The organism is Winogradskyella sp. 266wxhm, assembly GCF_058964685.1.
The window spans coordinates 1474859-1491191 of the sequence record NZ_CM179559.1 but is presented as its reverse complement, the minus strand read 5'-3'; the positions used below and the strand labels follow the sequence as shown (position 1 = coordinate 1491191).

The window sequence follows — 16333 nt, the reverse complement described above, 5'->3', positions numbered from 1 at the left end:
TGCTTTGTGTTGAAATATCTAGAATCAAAGTTTTTTGACTAAAGACTATAAATCAATTAATACTATCACCTCTCAGCATTCTAAATTTCTTACGCGATTCAATAAAATAAATACTGTCTTCGTGTTCAAAGATAATTTTTTCGTAAAGCTGCTTGGCTTCTTCTGGTTTTGCTAATTGTGTGTTGTATAACTCTGCAAGATAATAATAGGCATCATCTGCTAAAATATCTTCACTATAGTCGCTGATAATTCTTTGGTAGTTAACTTCTGCTTTTTCGTATTGCTTTTTCTTTTCAAATAGTTTGGCTTGCTGAAATAGTGCTTGGTCAACTATACTTTCAGTGCTATGTTCTTTCAAAATTTTATCTAAAAGTGAAATCGCTTCATCTGTTCTGTTTTGAAACGCTAACAAATCGGCTTTGGCATAATATTTTAAAGCGGTTTGTGTGCTGTCTTCAAACTTATTGTCCGAAATCAAAAGTTTTAAGTCTAAAGCATCATTGGCAATAAGTTGCGATGTGGATGCTTTAAGAATTTTAAGTTGGGATTCTGCCCAGTCAAAATCGCCTTTGTAGTAGCTGGTCTTGGCAACTTTAAAACGTGCTTCTTGAGAAATTGTGCTATTCTTTAAATTCATCTGAATTTGAGAATAGAAAATTAGCGCTTCATTAAATTTCTCTTGAAGTACCAAGATATCTGCTAGAAGCAACTTTACTTCAGCCTCTTGAAATTCTGAAATATTGAGCTTCATACTTTGTCTTAAAAAAGCTGTAGCACTTTGTGTGTCCTTTTTGTAAAAGGCTAAAAATTTCCCGTATGCTAGTTGAAGTGGAATGGTGAGTTCTGATTTCCCAAATTCATCAAAAAGCATGCTGTATTTTTCATCTATTGCATCTAGCTCTTTTGTAGAAGTAGCATTGTTAGTGTCAATTTCCAAAATATACTGATGCGCTGTTAAAGCAGTTGAAGCATCTTGAGTGGTTTCAATGATGTAATTAAAAATATCTTTTGCAGTGTCATCATCGTTATCATTATGTGCGGTAACAGCAAGTTCAATGATACGATCTAAACTTACAGGATTGCGTTTGTAAAGTGCCTTTTCTTGTATAAAGGATTTGCTATAGGCTTTTTCTTGAACGTACAGCCAACTCAACATTTCGTACCAATACGGATTAGGCTCTTGTTGCAGTTTTTTTAGTAGTAAACGTCTAAGGAAAATATTATTTTCATTATCACTGTTTTCCGATATAAAATCGCTAATAGCACGTTTTATATTGTTAAGATAATTTGGTCTGTAAGCAACATATTCTATATAATTAGAAAACATTTTTTCTACATCTCCCTGATCTCCATAAATTCTTGCTAACTGAATGCTGAAATCCTTATCTGGTGTAAGTTCTTTACCTTTATTATAAACCCTTATGGCTTGGTCTAATAAGGAATGATCTTCAAATTTTTTAGCGACACTATAAATGTAATTAGGATTTTCGTTTATGTATGAAATAGCCTCTTCATAGTATTTATTGGCTAAATCTAAGCTACCTTTTAATTGGTAGTTGTAACCCAATTCTATCACTATGGTTGGATTACGTCTTTTTTCTAAGCGTTGTACAAGGATATGTTCAGCTTCATCATATTGCTCTAATTGTTGATGGGTTTCAACAAGTTTAAAGATATAATTATAGCTATATGGTTTTTCTTTATTGAGTTCCTCGTAAATGATAAGTGCTTTTTTGAACTCACCACGTTTAAAATAATTGTCTGCAAGCACTTCACTATTTTGAGCAAAACCCAAATGAAGTCCAAATAGGATAGATAATATTAAAATGCCCTTTTGCATGTTACAATTTTTGTAAATATAACAAATGCTAAACCGAGATATTGTAAATGTTTTGATAAAAAAAATGCCTAAACTGAGCGTTTAGGCATTTTGACCAGCAAAATAAATGTGCTATTAACCATTATTCGTTATAAATATGATTCAGTTACTTTGTCTTGGTGTTTTAAAATTTCTTATAGTATTAAAACAGAACTTTAGATACTAAAACTATCAAAGCTACTAGTAAAACAATTCGTTTTATATTTTTCATAATGAGGCCAGTTGTAGTTTGGGATAGCTAACTTCATAAAAATAATTAAAACAAACGAAGAAATACCTAAAAAATCGATAAAAGACCAATATTTTTAACAATCGAACTGTTTTCTTGGTTACTAATCGGTATTAAGAAATCATATCAAAGCCTGTGTATGGTACTAAAACATCTGGGATTTTTATACCATTTTCTGTTTGATAATTTTCTAAAATACCAGCTAAAACTCTTGGCAATGCTAAAGAGCTTCCATTTAGTGTATGGCAAAGTTCATTTTTACCATCACTATTTTTAAAACGGAGCTTTAAGCGATTCGCTTGAAAAGTTTCAAAGTTTGAAACTGAAGAAATTTCTAACCAACGATCTTGCGCTGTAGAAAACACCTCAAAATCATAAGTTAAAGCAGAAGTAAAACCTAAATCTCCACCACAAAGGCGTAATATTCTGTATGGTAATTTTAGTTCTTTAAGGATGTCTTTTACATGATCTACCATGCCATCAAGTGCATTATAAGAATTATCAGGATGTTCAACTCTTAGAATTTCTACCTTATCAAATTGGTGTAATCTATTAAGTCCTCTTACATGAGCACCCCAATTTCCAGCTTCACGTCTAAAACAAGGTGTATAACCTGTAAGGCCAATTGGGAGATCACTTTCATTTAAAAGTGTATCTCTAAAAATGTTGGTAGCAGGAACCTCTGCCGTTGGAATTAAGTATAAATTGTCAGCTGTAACATGGTACATTTGTCCTTCTTTATCTGGTAATTGACCCGTGCCAAAACCAGATGCTTCATTTACTAAATGTGGGACTTGTACTTCAGTATAACCTGCAGCTGTATTTTTATCTAGAAAATAAGAAATTAAGGCGCGTTGTAATCTAGCTCCTTTCCCTTTATATACAGGAAAACCTGCGCCTGTAATTTTGTTTCCTAATTCAAAATCAACAATATCATATTTTTTTATCAAATCCCAGTGAGGTAAAGCTCCTTCAAACAACGTAGGAACGTCTCCTTCACGGTAAACCTCTTCGTTATCCTCATCAGTGTTACCAGCAGGTACAATTTCATTTGGTACGTTCGGAATTCTATATAACAATTGATAAAGTGCGTCGATTTTTTCGTTAAGTTCTTGCTCTAAAGATTTAGTGTTTTCTTTTAAAACACCTGTTTTTTCTTTAAGAGCATTGGCTTTATCTACCTCTCCAGATTTGAATAGGTTACCAATTTCTTTGGATATGGAATTAGATTCTGCTTTTATGTTATCTAAATTAGTTTGAATAGCTCTACGCTCTTCATCTAATGCAATAACTTCATCTAACATTTCTGTAGGATCGATGTTACGCTTTGCTAAGCGTGCAATAACATCGTCTTTGTTTTCTCTAATAAAAGGAACTTGTAGCATATCTAATTCGTTTATTTTTTACGCTAAATAACGTAAGTGAACAAGAGACAAAAGTAAAAAGATTTTAACCGGATTAAAACAAAAAAACAGCCTATTTTGAAGGCAATATCCAGTCGTGGTGTTTAAAGTGATGCCATTCCTCATTAGCAAGATCTACCTTTGAATCTATAAGGTTTTCATAAGATTTGCCATTGATACTTACTCGGGTTCTAACATGGACTTCTACGTCCATCCCTTTTTCAGCAAAATGCTTTTTTAAATATTGAGCAAACTGCCAAATAATATCAGGTTTTGTGGTTGCGCTACGTTGTTGCTTTTTGGTTAAAAAGTCTTTCATTCTTACAGGTGTAGACTTATTTGTCGCCTTATCGGTTATGGTATAGGTAGCGATACCGCCTTTTGACCGAAGCATCATTCGCCAAGATAAACGATGGCCTTCTTCAGTCCATAAGACATTGTCTGAAAAGAAATGATGTCTAAGAGGTAGCCCAATTTGAATTAAAAAATAAACTGATGATAATGCAATTAGCACCTTACTATAATTAGGAACTATAACCTTTTTGGAGTCATAGAAAGGTTTCTTCTTCAAAAAGATGTTTTTAATAGTCTTAGGTTCAAAAAAGAAAAGACTAAATGCTAATGATAAGTAAGGAAAAATACCGATTTGAAATACTATTGAGTTGAACAGATGAAAAAAGATAGAGGCAAAAAAGGCATACTTTCGAGTGGGTTTAAATAACAACAGAGGAATAATTAAACCATCGAATAAAATACCACCATATGCCAAAAAGTAATGCACTGTATTTTGTTGCAAGAAATCACCAATTATAGGATAGTTGGCTTTACCTTTCATCAGTAAAGCAATTACTGTGGTGTCTAGCCAATCTGGATATAACTTAGCAATTGATGCATAAGTGTAAAGTATAAAGAGTTGTATTACAAAAAACCATTTGCACCAACTAGGCATTGAAATCTTTTTAAGATTAGGATTGAGCTTGGCATCAATTGAAGCGTACCGATTTGCTGGCATCAAAACCATAATAAAGCTTAAAATACCTAATAGATAATAGTGGTTGTTGTAAGACGATTTTTGCATTAGGTAAGTTGCAGTCCACATTAAAGCAAACATTAACATGCTAAATCGGTATTTGTAACCAACCATAATGAGCAGTCCAAAAATGGACATTACTACATAATAAACATACATCCAATTTCCTGGAAGTGGTTGTAACCATTCAAAACCAATAAAAGAAAAGGTAAATTGTGGTTCAATCATTACTCTTCTCACCCAGCCAGTAAGTATGGCTCCGAAGGATTCTAAAAAACATAGTAAGCCAAAAATGATTCTAAAAACAATTAGACCAGAATTGTCAATATGTTTAAATAGAAATTTATTCATTTTGGTTTTTGATGAATGCTAAAGCATCAGTTTTGTCTTTAGAAAGTTGATCTTTTAAAGCCTCAAGATTTTCAAATTTTTGTTCACTTCGAAGTCGTTTTAAAAATTCAATTTTTAAATTTTCATTGTAAATATCTTTTTCTAAACCAAAAAAGTGGACTTCAATAGAACGTGTTTTACCACCAACTGTTGGGTTGGTGCCAATATTCATCATACCAAATATTGTAGTGTTATCTATTGTAGATTTTACAACATAGACTCCATCATGCGGAATGAGTTTATAGTCTTCTTTAATAGAAATATTAGCTGTTGGGTAATCTATGGTTCTGCCCAAACCTTTTCCTTTCACAACTTCACCTGTTATAAAATAATTGTAACCCAAATAGGAGTTTGCCAAATCAACTTCACCTTTGTCAAGAGCAGTTCTTATTTTGGTTGAGCTTACCGTGACATCTTCTATATCTTGAGCTGAAATTTCTTCAACTTTAAAATGATATGTTTTTGCAAATGCTCTTAAATCCTCAATATTGGCACTTCTGTTTTTTCCAAAATGATGATCGTAGCCAATGACAACTTGCTTGGTATTTAGTTCATCAACAAGAATACTCTTTACATAGTCTTCAGCAGAAAGATTTGAAAATGCTTTTGTGAAAGGTTTAACGATAACTTCCTCTATTCCGAAAGACTTTAGCAACTCAATGCGTTCATCAATAGTATTCAAAAGCTTTATAGAATTATCTTTTTGAAGCACCATGCGCGGATGAGGGAAAAGGGTTAATACTACAGGCTTATAGTCTTGCTGTCTGGCAAGGTTAACAACACGCTTAAGTATTTTTTGATGCCCAATATGGATACCGTCGAAGGTTCCTATAGTAGTTACTTTTGCAGGTGTTGTGCTCAAATTTTAAATGGTATTTTTTGTTTTAACCTAAATATTTTCAAAAACAAAACTACGGTTATTTTCCGTTAAATTGATTCATTGTATTGCTAACTCCTGCTAAAGCAAAAGATTTAACAAGTTCAGCAGATTTTTCTAAACGTTCTTTAAGTTTAGACTGTTCGTCTTCATCCCATTCGCCAAGTACATAATCGATTTGTCTACCTTTACTAAAGCTATCACTGATGCCAAATCTGAAGCGGTTGTAGTTTGTAGTCTGTAGTTTATCTTGAGTATCTTTTAGGCCATTATGACCTCCGTCGCTTCCTTTGGTTTTTAAGCGTAAAGTGCCAAAAGGTAAGTTAAGATCGTCTGTAATAACTAATAGGTTTTGTAATGGAATTTTTTCTTTTTCTAACCAGTACTTTATAGCCTTTCCGCTAAGATTCATATAGGTGCTCGGTTTTAAAAGTATAAGAGATCTCCCTTTTACTTTCACAGTACACAGGTCTCCAAGTTTAGCGGTTTCAAAAGTTGCTTCTTCACTGTTTGCTAAATGGTCTAAAATTTTAAAACCGATATTGTGTCTTGTTTCCGTATATTTTTCGCCAATATTTCCTAAGCCAACGATTAAGAATTTCTTCATTATTTCTTCTTCTGTTAGTTCTATTTTATGGTTTTTAGTAAACCATTTTTTCCAAAACTTACACATGGTAAATATTTTGTGTAAAAATAAAAAAGCATTCTGTAAAAGAATGCTTTTTTGATATTTGAAAAAGTTTTATGTCTATTCTTGAGACTCTGCTGCTGGAGTTTCAGCTGCAGCTTCTGCAGTTTCTCCTTCTTCAGTTTCATCTTCATCATCGTCAGCACCTGCAACAGACAATCTACTACGTCTTACTTGGCAAACAACAATGTTGTCTGGGTGCATGAACTTGTAGTCTTCATTAGCTAACTCACGGATGTAAAGTTTAGTTCCGATTTTTAATGGAGTAATATCTACTTCAATAAAATCTGGAAGTTTAGAAGGGATAGCTTTTACTCTAAGCTTACGGTAAGGTACTCTTAAGTTACCACCATTTAATACACCTCTAGAAGTTCCTACTGTTTTTACAGGAATTTCCATAGTGATTTCTTTGTTCTCATAAATTTCATAAAAATCTATGTGAAGAATTTTGTCGGTTACAGGGTGAAACTGAATGTCTTGCATTACAGCATTAAAACTGTCTCCGTTATCTAGGTTAATCACAACAGTGTGCGCATTTGGAGTGTACACAAGTTTTGAAAACGCTAGCTCAGGTGCTGAGAAATGCACTGGCTTTGCTTCTCCTCCGTATAGTACGCAAGGAACCTGACCAGCATTACGTAAGGCTTTTGTTGAATTTTTGCCTACGCTTTCTCTTTGAGATCCATCGATTGTAATTGATTTCATTTTAAAAGATTTATTAAACGTATATTAATTTCCTCATTTTGAGGGGTGCAAATGTAAGAATATAAATGGAAAAACGGCAGTATTAAAGCAGTTTTTTTAGAGTCCTAAATTACATTATAAATTTGTTACTTATAGAACTGTTGTGGTGCACGTTGTACATTACTTCAGCAAATAAATCTGCACAGCTTAAAACTCTAAGTTTTTTGCTTTCTTGTTTTAAAGGAATAGAGTTAGTTACTATTAATTCTTCAAGTTTAGAATTTTCAAGTCTATCGTAAGCACTTCCAGATAATATAGGGTGCGTACAAATAGCTCTTACACTTTTTGCGCCACGCTCCATCATAAGATCTGCAGCTTTGGTAAGTGTACCTGCTGTATCTACCATATCATCTACAAGTACAACGTTTTTACCGGTAACGTCACCAATCAATTCCATGTGAGAGATAACATTAGCTTTAGCACGTTGCTTGTAACAAATTACAACATCGCTTTTAAGCGCTTTAGAATAGGCATAAGCACGTTTAGAACCACCCATATCTGGTGAAGCAATAGTTAAGTTGTCTAAATTTAAACTTTTGAGATAAGGTAAAAATATTGTAGAAGCGAATAAATGATCAACAGGTTTTTCAAAGAAACCTTGAATTTGATCTGCATGCAAATCCATAGTTATAATACGAGTTGCACCAGCTGCCTCAAGCATTTTAGCAACTAGTTTTGCCGCAATAGGAACTCTAGGTTTATCTTTTCTGTCTTGTCTAGCCCATCCAAAATAAGGCATTACTGCTGTAATATGTCTTGCAGATGCACGTTTTGCAGCATCAATCATTAACAACATTTCCATAAGATTTTCTGGTCCAGGATGTGTAGAACCAATAATGAAAATTCTAGTACCTCTTATAGATTCTTCATAAGAAGGTTGGAACTCGCCATCACTATAAGTAGACGTTATAACATTACCTAATTTTACACCATAAGCTGAAGCAATCTGCTCTGCTAAATATTGACTTTGTGAGCAAGTAAAAATCTTGGCTTCAGTAGTATTGGTCATTTCTAATCGGAGGTTTAAGAAAAATTGAAAATATTGCGACTATGAAAGGGTCAAAGTTAGAAAATAATTTGGCTTGTAAAAATTATAAAACCTACTATTTTTAATTGCTCTACAGAAATTATTTTCTATTTTTGCTGTCCGAAATTGCTCAAGTGGCGGAATTGGTAGACGCGCTGGATTCAAAATCCAGTTCTTTCGGGAGTGTGGGTTCGATTCCCACCTTGAGTACTTGTAAAAACCGTAATTCATTTATTATCAAATGATTACGGTTTTTATTTTGGTATGTTTTTTGTGACTATTTTGTTGTTAACTAATTGCAAACCAATCACGTCATGATAAGCAAATCAACTATCTTCAGCTTCTTTTTTTTAATTAGTTCAATTTTCATCAACGCACAAAAAGAAATAGAATGTAATATGAAACTTTCTATTTCTCATGAGTTAGTTAAAAGTGAAAAATACGATACTGCTTATGAACCATGGTCTATTGTAAATACCGATTGTCCAGAATTAAATTTTGCTATTTATGTTGATGGTGAAAAAATATTAAAGTATAAAATAGATAATTCTGTAGGTACAGAAAGAGTTGGTTATATAGAAGAGTTGTTGGCTTTGTGGCAAAATCGTAGTAAGTATTATGAGAGTAAAACTCCTAAAGGTGAATATCAGGCAAAAGCTTGTCAATTAATCTATGATTATAGAGATGATTTAGGTAAAAGCAAACAAGAATTATTTGCCTGTTTTGATACTACTTTTGAAACAGATAAAGAAACCTTTACACATCCTAAGAGTTTATATACTTATTTTTCCTTGGTTGTAGATCTTTATGAAAAAGGTGAAAAAACTGCAGCAGAATTATTCAACACATATGACAATATCAATGAGAAAATTCAATTAGAAATTCAGAATTATTCCGAAAAGCTAAATGTGTTATTACAAAAGCAGGAGAATGGAGAGGCACTCAATAAAACAGAGAAAGCAAATAAAAGGGCTTATGAAAGTTACCTTAAAAATTATACAATCATTGAAGAGAGTATAGATGCTATTTCTAGCTCAAAGGCTAATTGTGATAATTTAATACCTCTTTACACTAAAGATTTTAATGCTAATAAAGATGATTCAGTTTGGTTAAAACGTGCTGTAAGTAGAATGTATCATAAAGAGTGTACAGACCATGAATTATATGAAAAATTGGTAAAGCAATATGATCAGGTTTCTCCATCGGCAGATACTAAGATTTATGTAGCAACGGTTTTACTCAAAAAGGGTAAAAATGAAGAGGCTTATAAGTATTTAGAAGAAGGCTATCGTTTAGAAACAGATACTTACAAAAAATCAAACCTTGCTATAAGAATAGGTGTTATATTTAAAAGTAAAGGGCAATATACTAAAGCACGAAACTTTTTACAGGATGCGGTGAAATTAAATCCTTCTAATGGTAGACCACACCTAATAATTGCAGATATGTATAGTGATAGTGCAAAGAACTGTGGAAAAGATAATTTCTATCAAAGAGCTGTATTTTGGTTGGCAGCAAAAGAAGCTGAAAAGGCAGCTCGTTTAGACCCTACGTTACAGAAAACAGTTAGTAAATATGTTGCTAGTTATGAAGCTAAAGTACCAACAAAAGAAGAAATATTTTTGCGTGAAATGTCTGGCAAAACAATAGAAATAGGTTGTTGGATTAACAGGTCTATTGTAGTTCCGTAATTTTAGTCTTTTAAAAATATAATCTAAATACCGCATTAGTCGTTAGGCCTAGAGAAAATCTTGAGAATTTATCTACGCTATCGCTATCGTTAGTTCTAAAGTAATTGTTGATTGCATTTTTTCTGTCGGATATATTCCAGACTGAAGCACCAACTTCAGATCTAAAAGTGCTACTTATTTTAAACTTATAAAGTGTTGAAGCATCTATTCTTAGATAGTCTTTTAATCGCTCACCGTTAGCAACATCCCAGTTAATATCACCATCTTCAATTTCGTTATTTTTTATTGGTATTGAGGTTGGTTTGCCAATTCTGTAATTAATACCTGCAGAAATATTCCAAGAATCAGTGCTGTAGGTGCTACCTAATGCAAAGGAATGGGTAATATCAAAATTGCTCGGAAACTCTATCTCTTCTAAATCTTCAAAAGTGTATTTGTTGTTTATATATGAGTAGCTCAACCAATTGTTAAAGTCGTTCAGTTTTTTTCTACATAAAAATTCAAAACCGTATGCATTGTAGCTCCCTTGTTCTCTAGCAAACTCATACTTAGTCGTAAAACTTTGGCTTTGCGTAGTAATACCATCAACTGTTTTGTAATAAAGTTTAGAGTCTAAAAGCCAACCTTTGTTTTTGTATAATATTCCGAATGAAGCCTGTTTACTTTTAATAATAGGAATACTGTCATTTTCGGTAAGCTGCCATCTTCTTTTTTCAATACCCAAAAAATCATTTTGAAAATTTACAATTTGAGATACATTTTGATGTTTGAATTCTCCTAAAGCTTCAATTTCTATATGATTTCCTAATGCTTTTCTAATACTAAGTCGAGGTTCTACGATAGCTTTTTGGAACTTTGTAATATAGTTGCCTCTAATACCTGCTCTAATAGCAAAATCATTAGCTGCATTACTAAATTTTGCTTGACCATAAACAGCATGTTCTCTTAAAACTTCTTCATCTCGCCTTACAAAACGAGGTAAATCAATATCGTTGAGATTAGTAATCTTAGTTTCTGTAAAATCATAGCCCAACTTTAGCTTCCAGAGATTTTTAGTGTAAATGTTTTGGACTTTAATACCTGTTTCAGACACGATGTTTTCCTGTAAAAAAAGCTGGTTAGAAACAATATCAGCATTTAAGGATTGCAATTTGTAATCTGAGTTGTAAGTGTTTATTATGGTTTCAAATTCTTTATTCCATTTTCTGGTATAATTCAGGCCAAATCCTAGTGTACTTTGAGACACTTTACTTTGTCTAGTAATCATGTTATCATCCAGCTCAGTTGTTTCATTAAAACTTAAATCGTTGCTGTTGTGAATAAAATTCAATCGGATGAAATCTTTTTCAGAAGGATTGTATAGCCAGCGCAATGAAGCGTCATAAAAATTGAATTCTTGATCTGATTTTGCAATTTCAGAATTGTTGTTTTGAATCTCGTTATCTTGGGTTATTCTATCAAAATACACTTTGTAAGTCGGTGTTCTTACAAACTCATCCAACGATTTTCTTGAAGCTACTTGAAGTGATGATTTTTCGCTAATGGGTATGTTGGTAAATAACTCTGCATTCAGAAAATTTATGCCAAAAATGCCTTCAAAATCTGAATTGATTTTTCGGTCAGTTTTCATATGAATTGTACCAGAAACACCATCAGTAAAAGACACGTCCGAGCCATTATTGATAATAGTGGCTTTCTGGGTCATATGAGGATTAAAGCTAGACATAAGCCCAAAGAAATGACCTGTTTGGTACATTTTTATATTATCCCAAAGAATAAGGTTTTGGTCGTTAGAACCACCTCTAATGTTAAGGTTAGATACTGTTTCATCGGTACTTAAAATACTTGGTAAAGCCTGTACGGTTTGAAGAACATCAGACTCAATTAATCCTGGTAAAAGCGTAAACTCACTATAATCTATAGAGGTTGTCCAGTCACTATCTTTATCTATACCTTGAACTAAATAAGCTTTTAATAAAACGGTACTGATCATTTCGTGATGCTCTGACATAGTAATGACACTACATTGTTCTAAATCAAAATATCTGGCTTGTCTTTCTATAGTTTTAAAACCAATAAATCGTATGGATAGCATATCGTCCAAAGAATTTAATTCTAATTCAAAATAGCCATCTTTGTCACTTATAGTGTATTTAGAATCACTGGTTATAGTTGCTCCTTCAAGCGGTTCTTGTAAATATTCATCTTTTAAATAGGCACAAATTTTTATAGGTTTAGATATGGTAATTATAGCTTTACTGACTATTGTAAAAACTAAATTTGTTTGGTTATGAAGGCTTTCAATTTTAGCTGATAGGTCTAAATCCTTACGAGGCTCAAAAACTACAATATCATCAAGAAGCCCACTTTTGTAATTAAATATTACGTTGTGGGCTGTCTCTATTTTAGTTAGTATGTTTTCAATAGGGAGTTTATTTTCTTGGTCATTATCCTGACCTTGCAAAAAAGCAATTGAGAAAAAAAACAGTAGTAAAAGAAGTAAGTATTTATTTGGTGGCATTCTCTATTGTCACTTCCTTATTTTGGATAAGAAAAGACAAATTTAGAGGATTTGTAATAGATTTTAAAGCATTTTCAAGGTTATTATGCTCAAAGGCACCAGTGAAATGTATTGTATGACTTCCTTGGTAGTTTATTTTAATATCATATTGCTTTTCAAGCTCAGTAAAAACATCTTGCAAAGTGGCATTTTCAAAAACACTCATACGTTTTATCCAATGAGGTTCGGCAATAGTTACCTTAGTTTTTTCTGTGTTACCAGATTTTAAGGAAAATTCTGTTCCTGCAGGAACGATTACTTCTTTATTATTATAGTTTACAGTTACTAAACCTTCATAACAAGACACTTTAAACTCATTTTCTCTAGAAAGTACATTGAATTCTGTACCTAAAACACTCACGTTTCCTTGATTGGTAACCACATCAAAACGTTTTCCTTTTTCAACATCAAAAAAGGCTTCACCTTCAAGATTTAGAGAGCGTTTTTCACTCCATTTAGAGGCATTATATTCTAAATGAGATAGTTCGTTAAGGTTTACTATTGAGTTATCTGGAAGAGTAATAGTTTCGTTTTGCGCTAACTCTGTAGTGTAGCTATTTATATTGTCTTGGTTTAGAACGGTAAAAAGTGCTATGCCAACAACCAAAATTGCTGCAATGCTAGAAATTACTTTAGTCCAGTTTATAGTTTTTGTGGTGTTTTTGGCAGGTAGTTGCTTTTCAAATTCGTCAAAAGACAAAACTTTAGCATTCTCGTTTCCTCCAAAACGTTGTGCTTCTTCAACAATTTCTTCATATAAAGCAGCATCTTTCAGAGCTTTAAAGGAAGTCATCTCTGATTCAGATAGTTCGTTGCTTAACCACTTTTTAACTAAAATTTCTTGATCCATGACTTTGGGGTGTTCTATATTTAAAACAACTCTCTTTTAAAATGTCCCAAACTTTTTTGAAATAAATTTTAATTGAGCTGTTTATACTTAAAACAACTCATGTTAAAATATCCCAAAATTATTTTTTGTTGAGTTCTTCTAACTCGTTCTTTAATTTGTTCAATGCTGCATAAATCCTATGCTCAGCAATCTTTTTTGTGATTCCTAAAATTTCTCCAATTTCCTTATGTGTCTTACCATCGACCTTGCTGAGTAGAAAAGCAGCTCTTTCATCTTCTCTCAAATTTGATAATGCACGTTCGTAACGTTTAGAGAATTCTTTTTTTCTTAAAATAAATTCTGGAGACTCGTTGGTGTAGTCTTTTGGTTTTACTTCTTGATATTTAAACACTACTTTTTGATGCTTTACTTCGTTTAGCATTAAATTATTTGCAGTAGTGTACAAAAATGATTTTACAGCTTCGGGTGAGACCTTACTGCAGTTTTCCCAAAGTTTAATAAATGCCTCCTGAACTTTATCGGAAGGATTTAGCAAATCTCCATATTTATATAAGAGAATATTACTTAAACTCTGAGCATACTTTTCGTAAACTCTAGAAAAGCGAAATTTATCGCATATGTCGTTATGTAAAGATTTAGGCAAAGGTTAGGGGATCTTTGTTCTTTATTAGGGTGTCGAAATATAGAAAAAAAATAAACTCAGCATGTGCCCTTTTAGTTAAAGTGAAGTAGCAATATTGATTTGTTAGAAACATCTATATTTTTTTGTTTATAAATCACAAAAAACCGCTTTTTTTTGAGAAAAATTCAAAAGTGATTTTTGAAATAAAAAAAATAAAGTTTTTCTTGGGACAATCGATTACAGGGTTGTTTTAATATTAAGAACCCCTAACGAATTAATCCCTATTATGAGTAGTAACTTAAACATCGCCCTTACGGAATTGAAGTTAAAAAATGTAGACTTTCGTCCTAATCTTAATGAATTATTATCCCAATTAAAAAATAAAGAAATTAATTATTATCGTACTAAGGTGGTGGCCCTATCCGAAGCTGTAATTGTAGACCCTTATAACAATTCTCAGCAAGAAGAACTTAAGTCTTCCCTAAATCAATTAGAGAGACTTTTGACAGCATCATAAATCCTTAATAGGAAGTGTAGAAATTCCTGTTAAACCAAATTCCCTAACTAATCCTACTTAAATGGTCACAACGTTAAACGTAAATAGTATTTCTTCTCAGTTGAAAGCTGAAGAAATTAATAGATACAGATCGAAAGTTATAAGCCTTTCAGAAGTATTATTATTAGATCCAGGTAATAGGTCATGTCAAGCATTACTTAATATGACTTTAAAAAGATTAGAAAGATTACTTAAGCCTTAAGATTTAATAATACCGAAAGAAAATGATTGAAAACTTTGATATCAACACCAAAAAAATGGTACAGTTTCTTTCTGAATTAAAAGAGAAAGAACTGGTACAGTGCAAAGACAAAATTGCACAACTAAAAAGAATGTTAGTACAGAATCCAAATGATTCTGTTAACGAATACAAATATCAATTAGCTCAGATTCGCTATGATCAATTAAAGCGAACAACTAAAGGACTAAAACAACTAGAAAGCGGATGGAAGTTGTAATTTTGGGCTTTAAAAATATATTGAGAATGATGAATCGAATCACAAAACCTTACTTTTTATTAAGTGTTTTGGTTATGGCATTAGTTTGTTCGTGTAGAACGGAAAACGACCTAAGTATAGATCCGCCTGAAAATGAATACATTCACCCCAACTCTACATTAGCCAATCTAATGGGAAGAGTAGCGATGAGTGATGGTTCAAGTGATAATATAATAGACCAATCAAGTAGTTTAAGAATTCAGTTGCCTGTTACGGTTACAGCTAATGGAACGGAGCTTTTTATAGAAGATGAAGATGGCTACCAAGACATAGAAAACATTTTTGATCTTTCTGATGACGATGAAGACATTTTAATTATTTCTTATCCTATTACTGTAATAGCACCAGACTTTACAACATATAGTGTGAATTCTGATTCTGAACTAGAAGATGTTACAAACATATTTCCTACTACTGAGGATGATGATGACATTGAGTGTATAGACTTTGAGTATCCAATAACCCTATATTATTTTAATGAACTTACAGAAACTATGGATTCTGTAACTATCAATGAGGATAGCGAATTATTCAATTTTATTATTGATTTACAAGATTATACTGCCGTTACTATAGGTTTTCCGGTAGTTATGATTTTTTCAGAAGGAACAACAGAAACCATAGAAACTGCTGAAGATTTAGAGAATATCATTTTAGTTTCAGATAATACTTGTGATGAAGATGATGACAACGATTATGGTGATGACGATTGCGAATCTTGTTCAACAGCTGATCTCGAGGATGCCTTAGCGCAATGTACTGAGTGGTCAATAGATAAGTTGTTCAGAGATAATAACAATTTGGTGAACCTCTACACCGATTATACATTCACTTTCAATGGTGATGGAACTATAACTGTAATAGAAGGAGCAAACATCTTTGAAGGTACTTGGGAGGCTGTTATTATAGATGATGAATTATTTTTTGATGTTAATGTTACTGATTTACCAGATTTCAGTGATACTTGGGAAGTCATCAACATAAATATGCAACCAACAGAAAAGAAAATAGAATTAAGATTAGGTGTAGACCGATTAAGATTCGGTAGCTACTGTAACTAACTAAATCCCTTACTAACAATACTAACTTTAACATATAATCCATACAAATAGAGTATTAATAGCAATTTTATATGTTCAATGCCTTTGTCCAAATCGACAAAGGCATTTTTTATTTACAAAACCTAACTGTTACATTTAAAATGTAAAAGCTAATCTTAACACGGAGCTTAACAAAAAATGTCAATATTTTCCATTACATTAGTGCGCAACTAGCAAATTGAATATACCA

At 32.4% G+C, this 16333-nt stretch carries 14 protein-coding genes and 1 tRNA gene; 5 read left to right on the top strand and 10 right to left on the bottom strand.

Annotation, left to right across the window (positions count from 1 at the left end; all coding sequences use genetic code 11):
- Positions 1-52: 52 nt before the first annotated feature.
- The 7 genes from AC2H4K_RS06470 to AC2H4K_RS06440 all read right to left on the bottom strand — a co-directional run bounded on the left by AC2H4K_RS06470 (position 53) and on the right by AC2H4K_RS06440 (position 8249).
- Positions 53-1840, bottom strand: coding sequence for a tetratricopeptide repeat protein (locus tag AC2H4K_RS06470; protein ID WP_281140483.1), 1788 nt, complete (start codon positions 1838-1840; stop codon positions 53-55).
- Positions 1841-2221: 381 nt separating this feature from the next.
- Positions 2222-3493 carry a serine--tRNA ligase gene (gene serS / locus AC2H4K_RS06465; protein WP_281140482.1) on the bottom strand — a complete coding sequence of 424 codons (1272 nt, stop codon included), beginning with the start codon at positions 3491-3493 and terminating at the stop codon, positions 2222-2224.
- 91 nt (positions 3494-3584) lie between these two features.
- Entirely contained in the window at positions 3585-4892 is a 1308-nt protein-coding gene (locus AC2H4K_RS06460; RefSeq protein WP_281140481.1) for an HTTM domain-containing protein, read from the bottom strand.
- Positions 4885-5793, bottom strand: a complete 909-nt coding sequence (locus tag AC2H4K_RS06455; protein WP_281140480.1) for a bifunctional riboflavin kinase/FAD synthetase — start codon at positions 5791-5793, stop codon at positions 4885-4887. The genes AC2H4K_RS06460 and AC2H4K_RS06455 overlap by 8 nt, the downstream gene beginning before the upstream one ends.
- Positions 5794-5848: 55 nt before the next feature.
- On the bottom strand, positions 5849-6481 hold the full coding sequence (gene pth / locus AC2H4K_RS06450; protein WP_281140479.1) for an aminoacyl-tRNA hydrolase: 633 nt from the start codon (positions 6479-6481) through the stop codon (positions 5849-5851).
- A gap of 75 nt (positions 6482-6556) precedes the next feature.
- Positions 6557-7201 carry a 50S ribosomal protein L25/general stress protein Ctc gene (locus tag AC2H4K_RS06445; protein WP_281140478.1) on the bottom strand — a complete coding sequence of 215 codons (645 nt, stop codon included), beginning with the start codon at positions 7199-7201 and terminating at the stop codon, positions 6557-6559.
- A gap of 109 nt (positions 7202-7310) precedes the next feature.
- Positions 7311-8249 (bottom strand): ribose-phosphate pyrophosphokinase, encoded by a 939-nt coding sequence (locus AC2H4K_RS06440; RefSeq protein WP_281140477.1) that lies wholly within the window; start codon positions 8247-8249, stop codon positions 7311-7313.
- A gap of 146 nt (positions 8250-8395) precedes the next feature.
- Here AC2H4K_RS06440 and AC2H4K_RS06435 point away from each other — a divergent pair.
- Both AC2H4K_RS06435 and AC2H4K_RS06430 read left to right on the top strand, forming a co-directional pair.
- Positions 8396-8477: transfer RNA gene (locus AC2H4K_RS06435), tRNA-Leu, on the top strand.
- Positions 8478-8665: 188 nt separating this feature from the next.
- Positions 8666-9958, top strand: coding sequence for a tetratricopeptide repeat protein (locus tag AC2H4K_RS06430; RefSeq protein ID WP_281140448.1), 1293 nt, complete (start codon positions 8666-8668; stop codon positions 9956-9958).
- Between the two features lie 10 nt (positions 9959-9968).
- Here AC2H4K_RS06430 and AC2H4K_RS06425 read toward each other — a convergent pair whose 3' ends face one another.
- From AC2H4K_RS06425 to AC2H4K_RS06415, 3 genes are all read right to left on the bottom strand, one after another.
- Entirely contained in the window at positions 9969-12479 is a 2511-nt protein-coding gene (locus AC2H4K_RS06425) for a TonB-dependent receptor (RefSeq protein ID WP_281140447.1), read from the bottom strand.
- Positions 12466-13368 carry a FecR family protein gene (locus AC2H4K_RS06420; protein ID WP_281140446.1) on the bottom strand — a complete coding sequence of 301 codons (903 nt, stop codon included), beginning with the start codon at positions 13366-13368 and terminating at the stop codon, positions 12466-12468. Before AC2H4K_RS06420 ends, AC2H4K_RS06425 begins: the two co-directional genes overlap by 14 nt.
- A gap of 118 nt (positions 13369-13486) precedes the next feature.
- Positions 13487-14011 carry an RNA polymerase sigma factor gene (locus AC2H4K_RS06415; RefSeq protein WP_281140445.1) on the bottom strand — a complete coding sequence of 175 codons (525 nt, stop codon included), beginning with the start codon at positions 14009-14011 and terminating at the stop codon, positions 13487-13489.
- A gap of 265 nt (positions 14012-14276) precedes the next feature.
- On the opposite strand from AC2H4K_RS06415, the gene AC2H4K_RS06410 reads away from it, so the two are divergent.
- From AC2H4K_RS06410 to AC2H4K_RS06400, 3 genes are all read left to right on the top strand, one after another.
- The gene (locus tag AC2H4K_RS06410) at positions 14277-14507 is read left to right on the top strand and encodes a hypothetical protein (RefSeq protein WP_281140444.1); all 231 of its coding nucleotides are present in this window, start codon (positions 14277-14279) and stop codon (positions 14505-14507) included.
- Between the two features lie 263 nt (positions 14508-14770).
- Positions 14771-15004, top strand: a complete 234-nt coding sequence (locus tag AC2H4K_RS06405; RefSeq protein WP_281140443.1) for a type 1 glutamine amidotransferase family protein — start codon at positions 14771-14773, stop codon at positions 15002-15004.
- 26 nt (positions 15005-15030) lie between these two features.
- Positions 15031-16104, top strand: a complete 1074-nt coding sequence (locus tag AC2H4K_RS06400) for a hypothetical protein (RefSeq protein ID WP_281140442.1) — start codon at positions 15031-15033, stop codon at positions 16102-16104.
- The last annotated feature ends 229 nt before the right edge of the window (positions 16105-16333 follow it).